Source organism: Ensifer aridi (assembly GCF_002078505.1).
Classification (GTDB): Bacteria; Pseudomonadota; Alphaproteobacteria; order Rhizobiales; family Rhizobiaceae; genus Sinorhizobium; species Sinorhizobium aridi.
The window spans coordinates 1-21,560 of record NZ_LUAV01000029.1; the positions used below are offsets into that span (position 1 = coordinate 1).

Genomic DNA, 21,560 nt, shown 5'->3' on the forward strand with positions numbered 1-21,560 from the left:
AGCGGCGCGGCTGATCACCTGACGAACTCAGGACGAGGTTCACGCGACCACTCGACCGAACCGCCACCATCGCATGTCTCATGATGTTCCGTGCGACTCCCTGGACCGAACGTTTCACTAAGGCTAGGGCGAAGCTTATTCCCATAGCAGCATATTTCCTCTTTCGAGGCATTAACTACAGCCGTAGGTTATCATTGCTAGGATTACTCGCACGCAACAGATGCAAAGGATCCGCCACCCATGTCGGGCGCTGGAGACCGTCTCGAAATAGCGCTTAACGCCCGGGGCATCAAAAAGCAGATGGCGTTTGCGGCCCAGCTGGGGGTCGACGACAGTTTGGTGAGCAGATGGCTAAGAGGAAATGGATTGTCGATGCAGAACGCGATACGCGTGTGCGAAGTCTTGGATGTCTCCCTCGATTGGCTTCTTCTCGGGCGGGGAACAATTGATTCTCACCGACATCTCGATCAGCTCGAGAGATATGAAAAGTTGCAACGAGCAGTGTCAGGCCTGCCCCACTCCGTCGTCGACGCTTTGGTCAACATGGCTCAGGCGATCCGAGCCGAACTCGACTCGGACCGATTGTAGTCAGTGAAGCAAGCTACACTATTGCGACACGAACCATAGGGTTCCGTCCGGCAACGTGCCGTTCAGAATGACTCCCACACTCTTACGCTCACCGCTTCGTGTGAATGACACAAGGCATTTGTCTTCATCCTGGAGGGGATGAAGAACTTCGGGTTGAAACGCCATCACCTGCTCAAGATGGAACTCCTTGACATATGACCCGTGCTTTGCCGTTGCAAAGGTCTTTGTCTTCGACCAGTTCGTGACCTGGATGTCAGTGATATCTGAAAACTCCAATTCCTTTCCGAGCTCCGCTTTGCGGGGCGGCGGGGCGAGAGCTTGCCGGAGTACACTCGAACCGGGACTCGGTGGAAACAGGATTTGTCCGACCTTCATTGTGTCGAGCGTAACGGAATAGGTTTCTGTGTCATCAATTGTAATCCACAGCACCTTCTCATAGCTGACGTTCACCTCGATCAGCAAAGACATCGGCATCGCGAACATCATCATGCCAGTGCTGCTGTCTTGGATCGCGAAGAGAATAGCGTAGGAATATGTGGTCTTTTCCGCGGTCTTTTTCTCCCAAAAAATCCATGCGTCGCCCTCCTGCGACTTCAGATCCGTGAACGCGTCAGTGACTGCGGCAGTCAGCTGAGCAACCGTGCTCGTGCCCAAAGCCACGCCGAGGACCTGTTTCAGCGCCTCAACGATTTTGTCGATCATGCCGGAGACGACGCTGTGCGTCTGAGTGAGTGTTGTTTGGTAGCTTTTGAAAATGCCAATTTTGTATGCTCGGTCGCTTTCAGGCAAACTCGCATTGAAATCTGCTATCAGCTGGCGTGCTGTATTAGACTCGAACCTTCCGGTCTCGTTGTTAATGGCACCATTGAACAGAGCCGTTAACTGAACGGCCTGGGTGAGATAATCGATGTTATCGATTGCAACAATTTCTTGAAATTGCTCGGAGACGTCTGCCGTGGCACCAATAAACAGGAAGGGTCCACCGCGAGACCTAAGTCTCCTGACAGCAGAGATGTTTTTCAGTCGAACCTCATCAGGTGCAAGAATATCAGCCATCGAATTCCTCCTGGTTCAGCGGATGATGCATCTCATCCAGCCGACACCTTTAAGACTTCTGAACTGGGAATTCTCACTCCACCGATGGTTTCCATAGCAATAAGTTTGCAATCAATGCATGCGAATTTCGATCGCATGCTCGTCGCGCCTATCTGGAAGCCGCACGTGAGGACCCAAGTACGCAATCTGTTCAAGATCGTTATCCAGCCTGTCTGAGATGCGATCCGGCTCGCATCAACGCCATGAGCATCGGACCCAGCGAGAACTCCCCTCGCCGCGCCTTTCCAGTCAAATCCCTTAGATAGCCGCCGGCCGAGTTAATATGACCGGCCCTTTCGAGAATGCAGGCGACGGCAATCGCCGCGTTTTCGGGCCCCATGACCTCGCAGGCATCCTGATAGGCCGACGGGCTAACCCCAAGCATCGACCGCACCACAACCGCAGCCGACATCAGGTCCCGCCAACTTTCGACACCACCTTTCGGACCATAGTCGCGGATCCCGGGGCAGGCCTGCAGCACCATAGCCAGCGGAAAGGTCTTAATCGACGCCCTCGTCGGCCGGATGATTGGGCTCGATTTCGCGCCCTGCTCTTTTCGAGAGCTAGGTTCAAGTTCATTGCTGGATTCGGTATTTGAATTCTGTATGTGGCGTTCGTTTTGAACAGCATTGCTGCTCATATTTGGGGAATCTTCGTGAATTTCCAGCCGGTTGATGATTTCCTCGCGGAGCATCTCCATTTCCTCGAGGATTCGCTGTAGATCAACAATCGTCGGCGTGCGGGGGATGCGCCCGGTCAGGCCGAGGAATATCTCCTCGATGTGTCCCCAGTCGCCGGCAGCCCCCTCCTCCATCGCGGCGCTGATCAGCTTGCGGACGTCGCGCCGGCAGATCGATAAGGCTTCCTTGGTGATGCGGAAGCGCTTGCGCTCTGCGGCAACCTGCTGTGCGGCGTGCGCTAGTTCCTCGGCGCGTGCCAGCAGCGGCGCCAGGCTGAAGCCGAACGCCTCCTCGATCGCCCCGCTCTCATCCTTACGGGCGTAGCGCTTGCCGTTGGCGCTGTCTTTGCGCTGGATGAGCCCGGCGTCGACGAGCGCGGCGAGATGCCGGCGCAAGGTCGTGCCTGCAATACCGTGCGCGCGTACCGAGAGCTGATCATTCGACGGAAATACGACGAGACCGCGGTCCTCGCAAAGCTCGTTGTCCGGGTAAAACGTCAGCAGAGCATCGAGCACCGCAAGGGCGCGGTCCTGAATGCCGAGCACCGCCCTCGCCTCGCAGGCGTCCCGGAACACCTTCCATTTGTCGGCGGTCTTGCCGGGTTTGATTTCGGCCGTCCGCATTTGCCCTTTGATTTGGGCAAGCGAAACCGGCCGCCGCCCGAAGGGCGTCGTCACATTTCCAACCTGCATTTCCTTCACCTTTCAAAAGGCAAAAGAAATTCGCTCACCAAAAAACGGTGCCAAAGGACTCTTGACTGGGATTCGGGGAAATGCGATTCTCGGTTTGCTACAACACAGAGAAGGGCTTCCACGACGGCAACGTTTGGGGGCCTTTTTCTTTTGCGGCTCAGTCTCCTGTACGTTTGAATTCTGCGTAAAGCTCATCGAGCTTATTCGTGAGGAACTCCCCGAAGGCGGGCGCTTCGTCGGCTTTGAGCGCCAACGTGTACGTCTTGCCGTCAGCCTTGATGCTGCACGTCAGCGCTTTTCCCTCTCGTGGTTTCCATGTTTTCGCGGTCGGCTTGGCCGCTTTTCCGAGCAACTGGGCCAGCGCCAGATCAAAGCGTCTGTCGCTGTCCGCTCCGCAGAACGCTTCAGACGCAAACAAGGCCTCGAGCTTCGATAATTTCTTCTCGGAGTAGGCTTCAGCGAACGCTATCCATTTTCTCCGCCCGTATGCGGGAGTATTGCCGATCTGTGCGATGACAGGCGCAGGAATGGACGAGGCGACCGAAATCATCTTCGAAAGTTCGGTTTTGTCGGTAGTGAGCGCCTTCATGATGACAGCGCGCTTAAAGCCACGCTCTTCGAGAGTATGCGCGAAAGTCGCTTTCTCGATGTAAGTTAGGTTGCTGCGGGCGGTGTTTTCCACGCCTTGCGCGACAACCAGTTCCTCGTCGGCGATCTGCTTGACGACGGCTTTCACCGGAATTCTAAGAATACGCGCCGCCCTAAGTCTGCGGTGACCGTAGGCTACCTGATAACGGCCATCCCGCTCCGGATGCGGGCGAACTAGAATGGGAACTTCCTGGCCACTCTCCGCGATCGACTGCACAAACGGATCATTTTCCGTAAGCGCGACTTCCCCGATCCGGTCTCTCACAAAGGAATCGTCAATAAGTTCTGGGTCGAGGTCCTGCACGCGAAGTCCGGCGATCAAGGCTTCCTGCATCGCCCTCGCCTCTTCCTCCATTTTGCCCAGCGTCAAAGCCATTGAGCGGACTGGGCCAGCCGGCCCGCGTTGCGCTTCCTTCTCCTCCTCAAAGTTGGCCATGGCCAACTCTTCGACGGCGTCGCCGAAAATACCCTTTAGAGTGTTCCTTCTGCTCATACACGGCCCCATGTTCTGTGGACCTCGGCAAGAACTTCGCCGTTGGCCGCATTCACGGATTCCAGAGCCCGGTCGTAAGTCGACTTGCGCACCTGGCCTTTCTCGATCTCGTATAGCGTCTGTTTCGTTAGCCCTGCGTCCGCTATTGACGTTGACTTAAGGACGGTAGCCGTGAGCACATCATTGCCGAACAGGCTACGCAGAAGCGCCACGATCTGAGACTGCGGCCCGTCGAACGGTTCGTGCCGGGTGACGATGTACTTTATGAAATCATGCTGAAGGTCGCCGCCTGCCTTTCTGACGACGGAAAGCAGGTCTGATGTCATGAGCAGGAATTGGGACATCGAAGCTACGTCGACCATTTGAGGATGAATTGTGATGAGCAGAGAAGTGGCGGCACAGACCGCACCAAGCGTGAGGTAACCGAGCTGCGGAGGGCAGTCGATAACGACCAGATCGTAGTCCTGCTCGACCTCCGCAATCGCCGCTCCGACGCGCTTGAAGAACACTTCTCCGCTTCTGGACCGGTCGTTCAGCGCACGCGGCGTGTCATGCTCGAACTCCATGAGCTCGAGATTTCCAGGCACGAGGTCGAGCCCGTCGAAATAGGTCTTCCTGATGATCTCCTTCAGCGGCCGGCGCTTCTCATCGTACCGAATCGCGCCATACAGCGTGTCGCCGTCATCGACATCAAACTCCGGCTGCACGCCAAGCATTGACGTCAATGATGCTTGGGGATCGAGATCGACCGCGAGAACGCGATAGCCTGCCAGCGCAAGGTATTGGGCAAGGTACAATGTAGTGGTGGTCTTTGCCGAACCGCCCTTGAAGTTGGTAACTGCGATCGTCTGAAGCTTCTCGCCCGATCGCCTGCGAGGCAGATAGGTGAGTGCGTCCTTGGGCTTGATCGAAGCCATGTGGTGGCGCAGCTCGTTTATCTGGGCAAGGGTATAGGATCGCCTGCCGTTCGAGGAGACCTCCGGCGTTGGCCCCTTGCCATCGATCGAAAGCTGACGAAGATAACCATCGGAGACGCCCACCATCTGTGCGGCTTCCCCAGAGGTGAACGTCCTGAGCGTCTTCTGCGAAAGCGGCGGAAACAAGCGTTCACGCAGCAGCTTGAGTTGCCTCGAAAGCTGTTTTGCGTGGCGCTCGATGCGGACATCTGTCGTCGAGACGTTTTGTATATTCACGTGAGGGATTTCCTTCCGATGCGCTTTTTGTGCGTCTTTCCCGCAAAAAGCGTATCGAAAGATGCCATGATTCGGAAATATCGGCAATGAGACCCGCTTTGTCGCGAGTCACAGCAAAAGTTGGCCATGGCCAACTGCCAACTTGGAACAATGCGCAGAACCACAAACGGCCGGCCGCAATCTCTCCGATTTGACACGCCGCGAACATACTGCCCTCAGCGCCCGCCCTTTATAACGAAGGGACTCTCTGCTGCTCGTGCAAGAAATCCGCGGCAGCCTGGGCTTTGGCGGCCGCGGTGATGATGGCCCGATTGTCGTTCTTCAACGCCTTGAGCCAGCTTTCCAGGTAGGTCGCGGTATTGTCGCGAGGATCGTGGGCCACTCCAAGATCGGCGCAGAGGAATGAAGCGGAGAGCTCGGCAACCAGCTCCTCGATGGCGTAGCTTTCACTGCCGAACCGGCCGCTCAAGTCACGGTCGAGGCGATGCTTTGCGCCTGACCAGTGCGACATTTCGTGAAGCAAGGTCGAGTAGAGGTGAACCTCGTCGACGAAGCGTGCCCGATCGGGCATGAGGATGTCGTCGGGGGCGGGACGATAGCAGGCGGTTGTTCCGCCGTAGGTGATCGCCGCGCCGGTGTTGCGGACGAAGGTTTCGACGGTCTCAAGATGCGGAACTGGCGTCGCCGGCAGATCCGCGGCCGGTCGATAGAACCGGTCTGGAAGGTTCTCGATCCGCTCGACGTTGAAGACCGTGTAGCCCTTGAGATAGGGAATTGCGCGTTCGTCGTCATCCTCGCGCTCCTTGGGGATGAAGGTGCCGTACTTGACGACGAGGGAACCTTTCTCGCCCTTTCGGACCTGGCCGCCGAGATCCTGAGCTTGGCGGTAGGTCATCCAGGTGTTTTCCTCGTAGCCGGCGAGCTCGCTTGCGAGCCACAGCATCAGGACGTTGATCCCGCGATAGGCTTCGCCTGTTGCGCGGCGCGGAACGAGGGAGCCGCGGCTGTTTCCGCGCCAGGGCCGGATCCACGGCTTTGTGCCGGCTTCAAGCTGCTCGACGATGGTATCGGTGATGCGCTGGTAGGTGTCCTTGATGCTCTGCATTGCCGTCTCCTTCCGTTGGTTGACGGCAAAAAACGGAGATAGCAGAAGCGAGCCCATGCACCCGAAGGGCCGCAACAGAGTGGAGGACCGCGCCAGCGGTTGCGTGGGGGAGGGGCTATCGTAGCTTGTCCGTCAAATCACCCAACGGAAGGAGAGGGCGCAGAACATCGGCGCCTCCTGCTCACGCATAGCTCTTGCAGCTTAAAGAGCCGGTGGGCAGGTTACCGCTCGCGATCGTCGTCATCACGCTCCCGACTGCGCTGTGCCGCCATTTGCGCCTCGATCGCCTTCAACTCCGGGTTATGGTCCTGCTGTGGCTGCCGCGCTGGCGCCGGCTGCGATTGCGCCACCTGGGCCGACTGCTCGCGCCTCACTCGGGAAAAGTCCGACCGGGCAGTGAAGGTAATTTCCTCGTCGTCCGGTAACCTCTCCGGCAAATCCGTGCGATCGGCGACGACAATCCATTGGTCGGTCACAAGGCTGGCAACGCGATTGTCGTGGCCGAGAACGGTTCCTGTGATCTCCTCGCCGGCGCGGGCGGTGCGGACATGATGGTGCAGAGGCTCTTCGCCGACCTCCCGCAAGTCTTCGAATGCGGATCGAATGGCCTCCCGACGGCCCGCGTTCATCGCGTCCTCAATCGCATGCTTCATTGCGGGACTGGAGGAGTCGTTCGTGGTCTCGATCGACGCCTCGATCATGCGCGGCTTGGTGATTACAGAGAAGTCGATCTCGTGCCCGTAGTGGCGGCCCAGCTCGGAAATAAACGCCTCTTGAGCTCGCCCGTTGCCCTCTCTGAATGGATGCACATAGTTCAACTCTGAGAGGACCTTCCCGGCGCGCTCAGCAAATTCCTCCGGCGTTGCATTGCGAAGGGCCTGCGGATCTCGGATCGGCTTCAGCGCCTCGTCCAGACCCATTTCTATGCGCGAGCCGGGCAGGAAGGACGTGCCGCCCTTGGAGAGGCCGCCGATCGGCTCTACGCGCTGACCCTCAACGACGGGACTTTCGTTGCGCGTATGACCGGCCCATTCGTACACATCCTGAAAAATGTAGCCGTGAATCGCCTTCAGGTGAGCTTTGTCGAAATTGCCTTGCGGGCCGTCTCCTTCAGCAATTTCCTGCATCCGCACGGCGGTCGCGCGATACTCTTTCACGCGCAACTCGGAATGGGTTTCAATTCCCCATCTGTTTTTCAGAACGTTTGTCCGGTCCGGATCGTCCGACGTGTTGGGGTAGGTGTAGGAACCCTTGGGGCGCTCATCAGCCATGGCGAAGCTCAACAAAAAACCGCCAGCTCTAAGCAGGCGGCCTTCTGCTCTTGAAGGTTGATCGGGAGGTTATCTGACAGGCGGCGCGATCATGAGCTCCCGGTATTCCTCGCGGGTGATGTCGCCGGCGACATACCGCGCGGTCGCCTCCTCGAGGGCAGGATCGTGAACGTAGCCCTGCCGGATATTGGCAGCGCGCGCCTGCTCGGCGGCCTTGCGCCGCTTCTCGATAGCTTCCGGGGAACGATCCGGACGGCGGGAATGAACGTTCATCGGCAAATCTCCAGTTACGGACCACCCTAGCAGGAAAAATGCTGAAAATCCAGCAATTTGCGGGATTTTCCGGCCTTTCGAAGGTGAGCGCCCGGCTACGAGCCGGGCGCTGCGAGCGAATTAATCGCGGGGTTCCCATTCGATGATCGCCTGCAGGGAGGCATCGTCCTGGCCGGGGAACCGGCCGAGATTGGCGTTGTAGCGAAGCTTGCGGATCGAGAGGGTGTAGTACGGCTTGCCGTCCTGGTTGTCTTTCTTCCAGATGCCGCCGACCTCGATGTCATGGCCGCGCGGTGACTTGGCGTAGACGCGGTGCGTCGGGGCTTTTTCGTTGTCGGACGCGAACGGCACAACCTTGATGTCCATGTCGCGGTCGATAGTGGAGATGAGGCCGGCGCCCTTGGCGGTGTCGAGGTTGTCGCCGTCGAACTGGATGTAGTTGGTGATGTTCATGTCTTTCACTCCTCTTTGGTGGTTGCGATGATCGTTCCAAAGGCACGGCGGAAAGCGGTGCGCACCGTAGGCCGGAGCGTGAGCGGAGGAGGCGAGGGGACGCAAAAATTTGCTTCGCGAGGAAGCCGAAGGCGCGGAAATTTTTGTGGCGTCCGCTTTGCGCAAACCGCGTCGACGTGCGAACGAGCGTCAAAAGCAACCGCCCTGGAGGAGTGTGGCTTGAACCGTTTTGGCAACGTTTCCCCGTTTGTCAGCGACGTACCAACCGCACAATTTGCAGCAATATTGTCCAATGCAGCGGCCTGATCAACAGGTTTTGTGGCGATTCGGACCACGACATTGAAGCAATATGGTTCATACGCCGTCGGCGCCATTGCGCCATGTTGGCTATCTCGCGGTCACGGTATCCGGGAAGATTTGGAACGGCGGTATTCGTGCGGGCTTTCGATCTCCGCGGACCACATGCCAAAGCCGCCATCTCGGGCGCGACTCTCGGCCTGGCCGTACTCGACCTCGCTGATCGAGTGGGTCGCCGGCAGATACCTTAGCATTGCCTCCGCCAGTCCTGCCTTCACCATCGCAAGGCCGATATCGACGTCCCCAATGAAGCACTGGCCCACCTGGCGGCGATACTGATCCTGATCGATGATGTCGCAGCGAACGTGCTGACCGTCGATCATTTCCCAAGATAGCTGCGGGCTGCGACGCCACAGCGCCATAACTTCCCGTCTTTCAATCCGGTCTGGTCGCGCTCGCAAGCATCGATCGCCGCTATCCTGATGCGCTGATTCCGGATGCTGATGGTGTCGCCATCGATCACGCGGGCGCGGCCGGAATAGTCGGCTGCCTCCGCCGAACCGTGAACAATGACGAGGGCGGCGAAAAGCACCAGCAAAGCGTTACGTCTCAATGTCTGATCTCCATGGAATTTCGGGCAGCGAGCCCGAAGACAGAGCGGGCGAGATGCAATTCGCCCGCGGCGGCGCGGTCCGTCATAGCCCGCAAATATCCTCCCGGCGAGCTGACTTCCTGCCGGTCGTATTTCTCAAGTGTCACGGCGACGGCGACGGCGGCTTGCTGCTCGCCCATCTGCTCGACCGCGCGGGCGCGGGCATCCTCGGAGATCCCGGCAAACCGGCACATCAGCGGCACGGCCCGCGCTAGGTCGGCCCAACTGCTGGGGGCAAACCCGTAGGTCTTCAGCGCTGGCACCGCCCTAAGCACGTCTTGCAATGCCACCATTGCCTGCGGCAAGCGCCGCGGCTGGTTGATTTCGCTCCGGCCTCGCCGCAGGCTTTCTTCAAAAGCCCATTTGCTGGCGGAGCCAGCCTTAGGCGAATTGAGTTGTTCGGCGTTAGCCGAACGCCGTTCCTGATTACTCTCGTCAAAGGGATGAGAGGTTGTAATCTGTTTGTGCATGCCGTTTTCGACATACGGGCATGTCATATTTTGCGTTTCTTGCGCTTCTGCCGATCGGCGCGGGAGCTGCATCATCCGCTCTATCAACCACTCCAGAAGATCCGTTGCCCGGCGCAGCACGCGACTCGATGCCTTGACGGCGATTCCGACAATGTTGCTCACCCGATCTATCCGGGCGCCGATACGGCTCAAAAAATCCTCCGAGAGACGCGCGGCGGCCGAGAGGGCATAGCGAGCATTGCGAAGCGCCCCGCGGTAGCGCCGTAGCGCCGCGTCGGCGGCTTTCTTCTGAGCCCGAACCTGTCTCACGAGCTCGTCAAGCTCGGCATATCGCACGATCAGGATGCGAAGGTCGATTCCGCAACCGTCCGTGATCTCGCCGTCGCCATTGCGCATGGGATAGCGCTTGTAGTTGCCACTGTCCTGCATCGTGATCAGGCCAGCGTCGAAGAGGCTGGATAGCATGCGGCTGACGCGACCGACCGACCGGCCAATTTCGAAGGCCAGTTGCTGGTTCGACTTGAATACGATCGGACGGCCGGACCTGTCGAATGATTCAGCGGGAACCGTATTGATTAACGCGACTAACAGGTGGCTTTCGGTCCCGTTGATTAGCCCTGTGCATGTCAGGCTTTGAGCAAGCACGGCCAATTGGGCACGCGTCACCGTGCCGATCTCTGCCGTATTTGCCAGCCGCCGATATTGCGCACGCTGCGGCGTCATCCTGCGGCCGGTCGGCCGCTGATGCATTTGGGTATTCCCCATTCCTCGTCTCCGTTTAGGGACCAGGCAAAGCTTCGCCGTTCACCGAAAAGGTGCTTTTGCAATTGACAGGGAAGGGAGGGTCTGCGAGAAAGGATTCGGCTAATTTATTGACTCATAGACCCCGCTTCCGGACTTGTTCGGGAGCGGTTTTTCTTTTCTGGTCGGGCCTGTCATCTCCGTGAAATTTGATCAGAATGCGTGAGCGCCGGAATCACGACTGATTCCGCCATTTGAAAAATAACCTCATAAACCAAAAGGGTGCAACAACGTGCTACACGCAAAAGCCTGTAAGGCGCGTGTTTGACCGCGAATGCCCTTGTTTTTTAATGCATTGCTGGATTTTTGCCGATTTTGAAACGCCGCCTTTGAGCCCCAATGCTGAAGCATTTTGATGCAAAACAGTTCCTAAAGCGCAAGAACACCCTGGCGGGAAGGGGAGTTTGAGGGGAGGGGGAATCGGGCCTCCCCTCAACATGACCGTGGGCCAGGTCGATCCTGGCCCACGGTCATCGGCGGTTGTGAAGCGAGAAGGGCCGATCACGCGGGAGAACGTGACCGGCCCGCGACTGATGTCACTCAGCCGCTTGGGGGAACTGCTCGTCTTCCGCGATGCTCTCGGCTCCAAGCTCCTGTTCCGCCTCGGCGGGGGCTATACGAAGCGGGGAGGGAAGTCTGACTATATTCATCGGGCTATCGCCGAGCGTGACCCCCGCTGCAGAGTGCATCCGTGCTTCCGATACACTCTAGGCCAGTCACAAATACGCTGAATGCCTCGCAGCAGAACTCGCAGCCGTACGCGCCCTCATGGGCGATCGAGTGGACGCACTCGTTCGTGAGATTGACGCTCTTCGGGCCTCAAACGACGCGCTGCGCGAAGAAATCGAATCAGCCAGGGCCTCGGCAATAAGCGCATCGCGTGTCTGGGCGGAAACCGGCCGCTGTGAAGACGGCAGCAGGGAAATTTACAGGCTTGGTGGGATGCCAGACACTGTTATCTGCCAAAAGCAATAAACGATATCTAGGTGAGGCCACGAACCCGATCGTTTGCTGGCGGATACCCGAAAGGTCAACGAAGCGGTCGATGGGCTCTGAGGAGAGGGGCCGCCGGCACGTGCCGTTCCAGACTGAAGCCATAGAACAGCTCCTCCTGCATCACACTTTGCTCGCCCACCATCGACTCAATCTCCCTCATTAGAATTTAGGTCGTGAACCCATAAACTTGCGGGAGCGATATCGGCGGGTTAGAGAGCGGTGCTCTCAGCCAAGCCGGGAGGTAAGACTTGGCGAGGGGATCAGCTGGGGCTCTGAGAGGAGCAGAGGGGTTTCTCCCGCCCTCCAGCACCAGCGATATTGCATTGCTGCGCGGTAGCTGATTCAGGGATCGGCATGAGCCGATATGACCTGACGGAGTTCGAGTGGCGTGTGATCGAGCCGCTGCTGCCCAACAAGCCGAGGGGCGTCCCACGCGTCGATGATCGGCGCGTGCTAAATGGCGTCACGACATGAAAGTGGTGAATCTGTCCGACATTGGAGCACATAAAGTGATCATGCGGCGAGGATGGACGTTTCTCGCCGCAGGGGTCGGAGTTCGAGGCCTTCGGTCGGGGTCCAGATGTAATCGCCGGTGAGGCTGATGTGCTGCCATCCGAGGGGAGCAATGTGTTTGATTACACCGGCGGGGTGGCGATTCCGTCACGGTTGAGATCGGCGAATGCCTGTTCCAGGTAGAGCGTCTTCCAACAGACGATCGCATTGATCAGCAGGTTCAGCCCGGATGCCCGATAGAAATGGCTCTCGAAAGTCCGGTCCCGCAACTCGCCCAGACGGTTGAGGAAGAGCGCATGCGCCAGGGTGTTCTGGGTCTCGCTCTTGTTGATCCCGATGGTGGCGTTCCGGCGCATGTCGGGGTTCCGCCACCATTGCGGCAGGAAGATCGAACGGTCGGTGCGACCGATGTAGCGCAATGCTAACGCCAGTCCGTTTTGTCGCGGAAAAGCGGAGAGCTTCGCCAACAGAGTCGAGGGTCGGACCTGGCCGGAACGGATTGTCGTTACGAGACGCAGGATATCGTTCCAGTTTGCTTTGATTCGCTCGACATTGATGGGCTCGCCGACAAGAGGTTCGAGGTTTTCTGGCGCTGCGTCGCCGGGGAAAAGATAGAGCCGGCGATGACGCCGGAGATCGATTACTGCCTCAACGGTTTGGCGCAAGAACCCTGCATGACGCATCGGCAAGAGTCGTTGTACGCCAACGTCGCTTCGGCCGGCGTCTTACGGCTCAGGAAACTTGCTATCACACAGCCTTTTGAAGTCTACGAACGCTTTTGTCTCCTTGTCGGCTAAGACCGCGAGCTTATCGATGTGGTCTTGCATGTATGCGTCGGCTTCATGTTTGCTTAGTCCTCTCGTCTCGAGATTCTGCGCCGCTTTTGCGGCGAGACTCTCGAATTTTCGACGGTAGACTTCAGCCATCGCTTGCTCCTTCTTCTGCTCATATCCCTTCCAAATCAAAAAGTACGTGGCTCCACATTGGACCGGGGAGTCGTTGTATGTGGGGTTGATTGGCGCAGCGCGTGCGCCGGTCAATAACAGGGCGACAACCACTGTCGCAAAAAAGAGCTTATTCAACTGCTCCTCCACTCGATGAGCCGAGATCTGCTGGTCGTCCAATTAAGTGTACGTTTTGCCGGCAGGTCAATGTCCGCGGGAGTTGTAACGCGCTCATTGACAACTTTATGGGGCATATGTCAAACGATTGCTATCGTCCAATTGCTCTTTTCTGAGGAGATGACCACTTGACCGAATTCCATGCGCCTTCAAGCTTGGGCAAAATACTTGATAAAATGTTAAATTTCGGACTGGAGCAGAGCGGCTATAAGAACGATTTCGTGCCCGAGTCTAGCGAAGAAATAATGAAGCAAGGGTTCCGGGACCTGGAGAAGAGCCAAAAGGCGGACGACATTATTGCCGAACTGAAAAAGGAATATCCTAATACACCTTTCAACGAGGGTGCAGTACGGCAACACATATACGAACAATACGACGCGGCGATAAAGCAACAGGATATTCGATATGGAGGGACCGTAAATCCCGACGGCTCAGTGAATAGCGAGGGGCTTAAATGGCGCATGGACGACGGTTTTGAGGATCCCATTTTCGACGATCTTCAAGATAAGATTGGAGCTGGCGAGTTTCCTCCGGACCCGGGCGGTACCGACCCGGGTGGCACGGGTCCTGGAGGCACTGGCCCAGGTGGCACGGGTCCTGGAGGCACTGGCCCAGGTGGCACGAGTCCTGGAGGCACTGACCCAGGTGGTGCGGGGCCTGGGGGCACTGACCCGGGTGGTGCGGGTCCTGGAGGTACGGCGCCTGCCAATGGGTGGCCACCTGCACCGCCCGCGCCACCGAGGGATCCGCTTGTGCTCGATCTCGACGGCGATGGCGTTGAGCTCATCTCACTTGCGTCCTCTGCAGCCCACTTTGACTATGAGCGCGATGGATTTGCCGAAAAAACGGGCTGGCTGAGCTCGGACGACGCTTTTTTGATCCATGACGACAACGGCAATGGCCGAGTCGATGGTATTACGGAGTTGTTCGGCAGCCCAACCGAGGACGGCTTCTCCGCGTTGCGCGCGTTTGACACGAATAACGACGGAAACGTGGATGCGAATGATAATCAATTCAGCAACCTGAAACTTTGGCGCGACCTGAACGGTAACGGAACCTCCGAGGAGGGCGAGATGTTCGCGCTTTCGGAGTACCACGTCGCGTCGATTGGTGTAGAAGCAGCGCCGACCACGCGGGTTACTGCCGGCAACATGATCGCGTTTGAAGGTAGGTTTACGCGGAGCGACGGCAGTACCGGACAAGCCGAGGCTGTGCTTTTCGAGACGAATCCGACGGTTTCTCGTTGGATTGTTCCTGAAGGTTTTCAGGTATCAGATAGCGCCAGACTGCTCCCGAACCTGAAGGGCTACGGTCTCCTTCCAGACCTGGCGTATTCGATGACGCTTAATGACGATTTGCGAGTCGCTGTCCAGTCCCTCGTTCTAGACACATTGAAGCTACCGGCCGGTCAGCTTCGTGCGAAATTCGAGAGTCTTCTGCAGACCTGGGCCGGCGTGACGAATGTTCCGGTTGATGATCGAGGCGAACACATCGATGCTAAGATAGTAGCGTTCATGGAGAAGTACTTTGCATCAGAGCTAGCAGTAGGTTCTGACCGTACTATCACGGCGCGCTTCGCGGACGTTATCAACGCAAATTACGACACAGTCGTCGATGTTCTATTCACGCGCTTCCTGTCGCAGGCGCACGTATCCGCTTTCGATCTCGGGGTGGATCCGATGCAAGTAATCGCAAGCCCCTTCATATCTTTAGCTCCGATTGACTATAACCACGACAGCGACAGTCTCGAAGGCAGCATCGATCGGGCTGTTGAATTGGCCATCGCCATCGCGCCTGTGAGCGACAACCGCAAACTTGATTACTATTCAAAAGTCGTAAGCGGTTTCCTGGGTTTCAAATACGAGTACTTCAGCAATGACAATGCCAAATTCAAGGCCTACATTTTACCGAAGCTGGTAGCTGCCGAATCAGACAACGTCGGCCTTCTGGCGTTCATTGAAGCTTATCTCGACACCGGAAAACTCATCGGCGGAACGTCAGAAGCGGATGCTTTGGTGGGCACATCCGCCAACTCCGTGGTGATGGGCGGCCATGGCAACGACGCCTTGAACGGCGGCGCAGGCAGCGACACCTATGTCTATGCCCGCGGCGACGGCAACGACACCATCGTCGAGGCGACCAACCAGGGCTCCAACGACCAGCTGGTGCTCACCGACATCAATCCCGCCGACGTCACCCTGGTGCGCAACGGCAGCGATGTCACCCTGGTCATCGCCGAAAGCACTCCGGGCGCCGGCGATGCCGGCTCGATTCTCCTCAAGAACACGCTGGACGACTACTACGGCCAAGGCGTTGAGAAGGTCGTCTTTGCCGACGGCACCACCTGGACCAGGGCGCAGCTGCGCGACATGCTGCTCACCAGCACGGCCGCCGACGAGACCTTCAACGGGTTCTCCGGCAGCGACGCGTTCCGCTACTCGCGCGGCGACGGTCACGACACCATCATCGAGGCGACCAACGCCGGCTCCGACGACCGGTTGCTGTTGACCGACATCAATCCGGCCGAGGTCTCGCTGGTGCGCAACGGCAACCACGTCACCCTGGTCATCGCCGAGAGCACTCCAGGCGCCGGCGACGGCGGTTCGGTCCTCCTCAAGGACACGCTCGACGACTACTACGGCCAGGGCGTCGAGAAGGTCGTCTTTGCCGACGGCACCACCTGGACCAGAGCGCAAATCCGCACGATGCTGTTGCAGCAGGCGTCCACAGCCGGCAACGACACCATCAACGGCTTCAATGTCGCCGATACGCTCACCGGCGGCCATGGCAGCGACACCATCAACGGCGCGGCTGGCGACGACACCTATGTCTATGCCCACGGCGATGGCAATGACACGATCACCGAGGGCACCAACCAGGGCTCCAACGACCGGCTGCTGTTGACCGACATCAACCGGGACGTTGTCACCCTGGTGCGCAACGGCAATGACGTCACTATCGTCATCGCCGAAAGCACTCCAGGCGCCGGCGATGCCGGTTCGGTTCTCCTCAAGAACACGCTGAACGACTATTACGGCCAGGGCGTCGACAAGGTCGTCTTTGCCGACGGCACCACGTGGAATCGTGCCGCAATGAATGCCAATGTCGACTTCGTCGGCGGAACGAATGGCAACGATACGATTATCGGCACCTCAGGAAATGACACGATATTGGCTGACTTGGGGAACGACACCATCATCACTGGTGCAGGTAATGACGTCATCGTCTTCAAACCGAATTTCGGGATGGATACGATTACCGACTTCAAGGCCGGCGCCGGAACGGACGACGTGCTCGAGTTCGACAGCACGCTCTTCGCGGACTTCGAGTCCGTGCTCGCGGCGGCATCGCAGGTGGGGTCGGACACAGTGATCGCCTTCGACGCGGCCAACACGGTCACGCTGAAGAACGTCACTTTGGCGAACCTGCACGCCGACGACGTCCGCTTCCTTGCTTAAGGGCTGAAGCGTGACATCCTTGATGACGAACGGGCGGCGGCCTCTGGTCGCCGCCGCTCTTCGCGAGACCCGGAGGGCATTTCTCGGAGTGGCGGCGCTCAGCGCCGTCACCAATCTTCTGATGCTGACCGGGCCGCTGTTCATGATGCAGGTCTATGATCGGGTGCTCGCCAGCCGCAGCGTGCCGACGCTGGTGGCGCTGTCGATCCTGGCGATCAGCCTGTACCTGTTCCTCGGACTGCTGGAAGTCATCCGCTCGCGCATCCTCACCCAAATCGGCCAGAGGCTGGAGGAGGAACTGGGCGGCCCGACTTTCGATACAGTTCTGAAGCTGCCGCTGAGGATGTCGAAGAAGGAAGCGATCTCGCAGCCGCTGCGCGATCTCGATCAGGTGCGCCAGTTCATGAGCGGGCAAGGCCCGGTCGCGATCTGCGACATGCCGTGGCTGCCGATCTATCTCGCGATCCTCTTCCTGTTCCATGTCTATCTCGGCTGGCTTGCCGTTGCTGGCGCGGTAATCCTGATCGCCTTGACGCTCCTCAGCGAGGTGACGCTGCGGCAGCCGATGCAGCGGCTCGCCCAAATCGGGGGAAGCCGCGCCGAATTCATCGAAGCTGGCCGACGCAACGCCGAGGCACTCCACGCGATGGGCATGGGCGGCGCCTATGCCGCGCGCTGGCACGATGTGAATGCCGGCTATGTCGATGAACAGCGGCGCACAAGCGACGCCAGCAGCGGTTTTGCCGCGGGCTCGAAGATCTTCCGGCTGGCGCTGCAGTCGGCGGTGCTCGCACTCGGCGCCTGGCTGGTGATTTATCAGCTGGCGTCTCCAGGGGCTATGATCGCCTCGTCGATCCTGACCTCGCGGGCGCTCGCCCCGATCGAGCAGGCGGTCGCGCAATGGCGTGGCTTCGTCAACGCGCGACAGGCGCGCCGTCGCCTCGAAAGCGTGCTCGACAAATTCTCTGACAGCCGTCAGCCGATGCCTCTGCCAGCGCCACGGCAAGCATTGGACGTTGCTGGGCTCGTCGTCGCAGCGCCCGGCGGCAATGCCGCCATCGTCCGCGAAGTCTCGTTCAAACTTGCGGCGGGACAGGGCGTCGGCATCATCGGCCCGAGCGGTTCCGGCAAGTCTAGCCTGGCACGCGCCTTGGTCGGCGTCTGGCCGCCCGCCCGCGGCACGATCCGGCTCGACGGGGCCGAACTCAGCCAATGGGAGCCGGAAGCGCTTGGCCCCTCGATCGGCTACCTGCCGCAGGGCGTCGAGCTGTTCGACGGCACGATTGCCGAGAACATCAGCCGCTTCGCGAGAGACGCCGACCCGGCCGCGATCATCGAAGCGGCCGAGCAGGCCGGCGTGCATCAACTGGTGCTGTCGATGCCGGAAGGTTATGACACGCGCATTGGCGCTGCCGGCGCCATCCTGTCGGCCGGCCAGCGCCAGCGCATCGGCCTCGCCCGCGCCCTCTACGGCAAGCCGTTCCTGCTCGTGCTCGACGAGCCGAATGCGAGCCTCGACGCGGAGGGCGAGGCGGCGCTGACCAATGCCATCCTGGCGGCCCGCAAGGCCGGGGCGATCGTTGTCGTCATCGCCCACCGGCCGAATGCCCTTTCTGCCGTCGATCAGGTCCTCGTCATGGCCGAGGGCAGGGCGGTCGCCTTCGGGCCGCGTGACGAGGTGCTGCGCAAGACCACGGTGCGCGCCGTTTCGGAGACCGCATGAGCCCGAAAGCAGAAAGCCGCGCGGCACGAGCCATTTCCCGCTACATGCTGATCGCCGGCGTCTCGATCGCGGCGCTCGTCTTCGGCGTCGGCGGCTGGGCGGCGACCAGTAATCTCTCCGGCGCCGTTGTCGGCGCCGGTACGGTCGTCGTCGAGGGCAACGTCAAGCGCATCCAGCACCGCGACGGCGGCATCGTTGGCGACATCCGGGTGCGCGATGGGCAACGGGTGAAGGCCGGCGAATTGCTGATCCGGCTCGACGATACCGTCACCCGCGCCAACCTGGCGGTGATCACCAAGCAGATTGACCAGTTGCAGGCGCGCGCCATGCGGCTCACCGCCGAGCGCGACGAGGCGGCGGAACCAGCGCCCTCCGACGAGTTGCAAGCCAGACTCGGCAACCCCGAGGTCGCCGCCTACGTTGCCGCGGAAAGGGCGCTGTTTCAGGCGCGGAAACGCACGATCGACGGCCAGAAGGCGCAGCTAGAGCAACGCATCCACCAATTGGCGCAGGAGGCTGACGGGCTGACGGCCCGCCGTGCTGCCAAGGATGACGAACTGCGGTTGATCGATGAGGAGCTCGAGGGCATTGCCAGCCTGCACGCGCAGGGGCTGATGCCGTTCTCGCGGCTGGCCGAACTCAAGCGCATGCAGGCGCAATTGTCGGGTGAGCGGGGGCAATTGACGGCCGAGATTGCCCGCGCCGCCACCCAGACGACCGAGACCGAACTGCAGATCCTGCAGCTTGACCAGGACCGTCGCTCCGAGGTGCTGACGGAACTGCGCGATGTCGACAACAAGCTCGCCGAACTCACCGAGCAGCGCGTTGCCGCCGAGGACCAGTTGAAGCGCATCGACATCCTGTCGCCGCAGCATGGCATCGTGCACGAGCTCGCGGTGCACACCGTCGGCGGCGTCATCGCCGGCGGTGAAACCGTGATGCAGATCGTGCCGGTCAACGACAGTCTCGTCGTCGAGGCGAAGATCCAGCCGGCCGACATCGATCAGCTGCATCTCGGCCAGCAGGCCACCTTGCGCTTCTCCGCCTTCAACCAGCGCACGACGCCGGAAATCATCGGCGAGGTCCAGACGATCGCCGCCAACCTGAGCACCAACCCGCAGACTGGTGAGACGTGGTACACGGCGCGCGTTCGGATTTCCGCGGCGGAGCTCCGGGAGCTCGGCAGCGTGGTGCTCCATGCCGGCATGCCTGTCGAGGCCTTCATTCAGACCGGCGAGCGCACGGCGCTCTCATACCTCGTCAAGCCGCTGGCCGATCAGATTGCCCGGGCGATGCGGGAAGAGTGAGGTCGGAGCTCTCTCTTCGTGGCCGATTTTGGACGCCTACGCACTGTTCTCGTTACGTTCGCAAAAGTCGGACAGATTCACCATTTTCGTGTCGTGACGCCTAAATGGCATTTTCTGGGTCCTGCGCTCCGGTGCCCCATGGCGTGACCTGCCCGAGCGCTATGGGCCAGGCACCACCTGCTACAACCGCTTTGTGCGATGGCGAAAGGCGGGCGTGTGGGACCGGATGATGGACGCGATCACCGCCGCGCATGACGGCGACATCCAGATGATCGACAGTACCTCCGTTCGCGCCCACCACCAGGCCGCGACGGCAAAAAAGGGGGTCGAGATCACTGTCTCGGTCGCTCTCGCGGCGGGCTCACGACTAAGATCCATGCCGTCGTCGACGCAAGGACTCCCGATCCGGCTCGGCCTGACGGCTGGGCAGGCCCACGACGGGCTGATCGCCAACAGTCTGCTCGACAACCTCGGGCCGCACACTATCGTGCTGGCGGACAAGGCTTACGATGCAGACCGCATGCGCTCCCTCATTGAGGAGCAAGGTGCCACGCCTAACATCCCGCCAAAAAGCAACCGCCGCTGGAAGCCGTGCTTTAGCAAGCGGCTCTACCGTGAGCGCAACCTGATCGAACGCTTTTCCTCCAAGCTGAAGCACTTCCGGCGCGTCGCGACCCGCTACGACAAACTCGCTGCCAACTTCCTTGCCATGGTCCAGCTAGCCTCGATACGGCTGTGGTTACGCGCTTATGAGTCTACGGCCTAGCATAGCGACTCCCGAAGCGCGAAACCCGGACTGACAATCCCGGCAAACGGTTCCGATAACTTCTTAGTGCTTGCTGTCGGACAGCGGAATGCCCCTGAGCTGAGCGAAAATGCGAAACCAGAATTCGTGGTCTGCCTCTCGACGATCGACGTAGGCCTCAAGCGCGCAATGAGCCACGGCCGTTGTGGCGTCGACACCGTAGAGCTCTACGGCGGCTTCGATGGCGCTCTCCTGATCGAAATTGCCTGCAAAGATGCTTTTCACGCGGTTATACCTCATTTTCGTTGGTGGTCCTTGCCTTGGCTGGCCTGTCCCATGAACCGCACACCCTCGTCTGTCCACGAGATGGATGTTCGACTTCCTGCAAGCGGTCCACCCAGGAGGACAGGCGTGCTGATCTCGACCAGGCCGTAATCGAGGAGAACGCGAAGCCGGCGCCACGGAAGGTCGATTTCCTCGCCCCGGGCAATCAGCGCCATGTCCTCCTGAGCCTGCTGAACCGCGTTGCTCGCCAGCGCCGGCAACTCGGAAAGTGTTGTCATCCTCAGCTCCTGCTTCGTGCGCGAAGGGCGTCTGCGACACATCCACCAATAACCGCGAGCATGCCGGCGAGCAGCATCCATTGTCCTGCGTTGGCCACGGCGTCCCAATGTCGAACGGGAATGTCCGAATACCACGGACTGAGCAAGACGGCCGGTCCTAGGACCAATAGCGATAGGGCGATCGTCCAGTAGGGCGAGAAGCGCCGTTTGACGGCTTTCCAAACCGCTAGCAGCAATGCAGCCAGAAATGCCGCATAATTAGAATAGACGATGGCGTATTCGCTCCAAGTATCGACGTGTTCCATCTAGTATTCCGGTCTTGAACTGCAATTGCGAAAAGGCAAACCCGCCCGTTCGCCCGCGCCGCTACGGGTAAGGAGCGTTCCGCGCCGGCCGAACTCCCGCCGGGAACGCGCCAGCAAG

General features: G+C 59.5%; 19 protein-coding genes and 2 pseudogenes. 6 read left to right on the top strand and 15 right to left on the bottom strand.

What is annotated here, in order from left to right; all coding sequences use genetic code 11:
* Positions 1-240 precede the first annotated feature (240 nt).
* Positions 241-588 (top strand): helix-turn-helix domain-containing protein, encoded by a 348-nt coding sequence (locus AYK65_RS21885; protein WP_275531687.1) that lies wholly within the window; start codon positions 241-243, stop codon positions 586-588.
* A gap of 18 nt (positions 589-606) precedes the next feature.
* Here the strand turns inward: AYK65_RS21885 and AYK65_RS21890 are convergent, their stop codons facing one another.
* The 10 genes and pseudogenes from AYK65_RS21890 to repC (AYK65_RS21935) form a co-directional block, all read right to left on the bottom strand.
* Positions 607-1,644, bottom strand: coding sequence for a hypothetical protein (locus AYK65_RS21890; RefSeq protein WP_081160669.1), 1,038 nt, complete (start codon positions 1,642-1,644; stop codon positions 607-609).
* 199 nt (positions 1,645-1,843) lie between these two features.
* Positions 1,844-3,055: a plasmid replication protein RepC gene (gene repC / locus AYK65_RS21895; protein ID WP_081160671.1), complete on the bottom strand. Its 1,212-nt coding sequence runs from the start codon at positions 3,053-3,055 to the stop codon at positions 1,844-1,846.
* Positions 3,056-3,212: 157 nt separating this feature from the next.
* A complete protein-coding gene (repB, locus tag AYK65_RS21900; protein WP_081160732.1) occupies positions 3,213-4,196 on the bottom strand; it encodes a plasmid partitioning protein RepB in 984 nt (327 codons plus the stop codon).
* Positions 4,193-5,389 (bottom strand): plasmid partitioning protein RepA, encoded by a 1,197-nt coding sequence (gene repA / locus AYK65_RS21905; RefSeq protein ID WP_081160672.1) that lies wholly within the window; start codon positions 5,387-5,389, stop codon positions 4,193-4,195. The genes repB and repA overlap by 4 nt, the downstream gene beginning before the upstream one ends.
* Positions 5,390-5,618: 229 nt before the next feature.
* A complete protein-coding gene (locus AYK65_RS21910) occupies positions 5,619-6,494 on the bottom strand; it encodes an ArdC family protein (RefSeq protein ID WP_081160674.1) in 876 nt (291 codons plus the stop codon).
* Between the two features lie 221 nt (positions 6,495-6,715).
* Entirely contained in the window at positions 6,716-7,765 is a 1,050-nt protein-coding gene (locus AYK65_RS21915) for a Fic family protein (protein ID WP_081160682.1), read from the bottom strand.
* A gap of 69 nt (positions 7,766-7,834) precedes the next feature.
* On the bottom strand, positions 7,835-8,038 hold the full coding sequence (locus AYK65_RS21920) for an antitoxin VbhA family protein (protein WP_081160685.1): 204 nt from the start codon (positions 8,036-8,038) through the stop codon (positions 7,835-7,837).
* Positions 8,039-8,158: 120 nt separating this feature from the next.
* Entirely contained in the window at positions 8,159-8,491 is a 333-nt protein-coding gene (locus tag AYK65_RS21925) for a DUF736 family protein (RefSeq protein ID WP_015241541.1), read from the bottom strand.
* Between the two features lie 398 nt (positions 8,492-8,889).
* A pseudogene (locus AYK65_RS33695) lies at positions 8,890-9,386 on the bottom strand (thermonuclease family protein).
* Positions 9,387-9,397: 11 nt separating this feature from the next.
* Positions 9,398-10,675: a plasmid replication protein RepC gene (repC, locus tag AYK65_RS21935; protein ID WP_081160689.1), complete on the bottom strand. Its 1,278-nt coding sequence runs from the start codon at positions 10,673-10,675 to the stop codon at positions 9,398-9,400.
* 1,386 nt (positions 10,676-12,061) lie between these two features.
* Between repC (AYK65_RS21935) and AYK65_RS21940 the strand changes: the two are divergent.
* Positions 12,062-12,172 (top strand): annotated as a pseudogene (locus AYK65_RS21940) (IS5/IS1182 family transposase); the annotation flags it as partial.
* 170 nt (positions 12,173-12,342) lie between these two features.
* On the opposite strand, the gene AYK65_RS21945 reads toward AYK65_RS21940, so the two are convergent.
* Together AYK65_RS21945 and AYK65_RS21950 are read right to left on the bottom strand one after the other, a co-directional pair.
* On the bottom strand, positions 12,343-12,885 hold the full coding sequence (locus AYK65_RS21945; protein ID WP_172402056.1) for a Tn3 family transposase: 543 nt from the start codon (positions 12,883-12,885) through the stop codon (positions 12,343-12,345).
* A gap of 60 nt (positions 12,886-12,945) precedes the next feature.
* Complete coding sequence (locus AYK65_RS21950) at positions 12,946-13,302, bottom strand: hypothetical protein (protein ID WP_139793306.1); 357 nt, start codon at positions 13,300-13,302, stop codon at positions 12,946-12,948.
* Positions 13,303-13,469: 167 nt separating this feature from the next.
* Between AYK65_RS21950 and AYK65_RS21965 the strand changes: the two genes are divergently transcribed.
* The 4 genes from AYK65_RS21965 to AYK65_RS21980 all read left to right on the top strand — a co-directional run bounded on the left by AYK65_RS21965 (position 13,470) and on the right by AYK65_RS21980 (position 20,595).
* Positions 13,470-16,799 (top strand): calcium-binding protein, encoded by a 3,330-nt coding sequence (locus AYK65_RS21965; protein WP_172402057.1) that lies wholly within the window; start codon positions 13,470-13,472, stop codon positions 16,797-16,799.
* 10 nt (positions 16,800-16,809) lie between these two features.
* Positions 16,810-18,522 carry a type I secretion system permease/ATPase gene (locus tag AYK65_RS21970; RefSeq protein ID WP_244560078.1) on the top strand — a complete coding sequence of 571 codons (1,713 nt, stop codon included), beginning with the start codon at positions 16,810-16,812 and terminating at the stop codon, positions 18,520-18,522.
* Entirely contained in the window at positions 18,519-19,829 is a 1,311-nt protein-coding gene (locus AYK65_RS21975; RefSeq protein WP_081160710.1) for an HlyD family type I secretion periplasmic adaptor subunit, read from the top strand. The genes AYK65_RS21970 and AYK65_RS21975 overlap by 4 nt, the downstream gene beginning before the upstream one ends.
* A gap of 109 nt (positions 19,830-19,938) precedes the next feature.
* The gene (locus AYK65_RS21980; protein ID WP_275531688.1) at positions 19,939-20,595 is read left to right on the top strand and encodes an IS5 family transposase; all 657 of its coding nucleotides are present in this window, start codon (positions 19,939-19,941) and stop codon (positions 20,593-20,595) included.
* Positions 20,596-20,658: 63 nt separating this feature from the next.
* On the opposite strand, the gene AYK65_RS21985 is transcribed toward AYK65_RS21980, so the two are convergent.
* From AYK65_RS21985 to AYK65_RS32580, 3 genes are read right to left on the bottom strand one after another with little or no spacing between them, the layout of a single operon-like run.
* Positions 20,659-20,859, bottom strand: a complete 201-nt coding sequence (locus tag AYK65_RS21985) for a hypothetical protein (protein WP_244560079.1) — start codon at positions 20,857-20,859, stop codon at positions 20,659-20,661.
* A gap of 11 nt (positions 20,860-20,870) precedes the next feature.
* Positions 20,871-21,137, bottom strand: a complete 267-nt coding sequence (locus AYK65_RS21990) for a hypothetical protein (RefSeq protein WP_244560080.1) — start codon at positions 21,135-21,137, stop codon at positions 20,871-20,873.
* A gap of 2 nt (positions 21,138-21,139) precedes the next feature.
* Positions 21,140-21,442 carry a hypothetical protein gene (locus AYK65_RS32580; protein ID WP_172402058.1) on the bottom strand — a complete coding sequence of 101 codons (303 nt, stop codon included), beginning with the start codon at positions 21,440-21,442 and terminating at the stop codon, positions 21,140-21,142.
* Positions 21,443-21,560 lie beyond the last annotated feature (118 nt).

Excerpts from the sequence above, each read along its gene's own strand:
- AYK65_RS21920 (WP_081160685.1), bottom strand. The coding sequence starts at position 8,038 with ATGAACGTTCATTCCCGCCGTCCGGATCGTTCCCCGGAAGCTATCGAG.
- repB (WP_081160732.1), bottom strand. The coding sequence starts at position 4,196 with ATGAGCAGAAGGAACACTCTAAAGGGTATTTTCGGCGACGCCGTCGAA.
- AYK65_RS21910 (WP_081160674.1), bottom strand. The coding sequence starts at position 6,494 with ATGCAGAGCATCAAGGACACCTACCAGCGCATCACCGATACCATCGTC.
- AYK65_RS21885 (WP_275531687.1), top strand. The coding sequence starts at position 241 with ATGTCGGGCGCTGGAGACCGTCTCGAAATAGCGCTTAACGCCCGGGGC.
- AYK65_RS21890 (WP_081160669.1), bottom strand. The coding sequence starts at position 1,644 with ATGGCTGATATTCTTGCACCTGATGAGGTTCGACTGAAAAACATCTCT.
- AYK65_RS21925 (WP_015241541.1), bottom strand. The coding sequence starts at position 8,491 with ATGAACATCACCAACTACATCCAGTTCGACGGCGACAACCTCGACACC.
- AYK65_RS32580 (WP_172402058.1), bottom strand. The coding sequence starts at position 21,442 with ATGGAACACGTCGATACTTGGAGCGAATACGCCATCGTCTATTCTAAT.
- repC (WP_081160689.1), bottom strand. The coding sequence starts at position 10,675 with ATGGGGAATACCCAAATGCATCAGCGGCCGACCGGCCGCAGGATGACG.
- repC (WP_081160671.1), bottom strand. The coding sequence starts at position 3,055 with ATGCAGGTTGGAAATGTGACGACGCCCTTCGGGCGGCGGCCGGTTTCG.
- AYK65_RS21975 (WP_081160710.1), top strand. The coding sequence starts at position 18,519 with ATGAGCCCGAAAGCAGAAAGCCGCGCGGCACGAGCCATTTCCCGCTAC.
- AYK65_RS21990 (WP_244560080.1), bottom strand. The coding sequence starts at position 21,137 with ATGACAACACTTTCCGAGTTGCCGGCGCTGGCGAGCAACGCGGTTCAG.
- AYK65_RS21915 (WP_081160682.1), bottom strand. The coding sequence starts at position 7,765 with ATGGCTGATGAGCGCCCCAAGGGTTCCTACACCTACCCCAACACGTCG.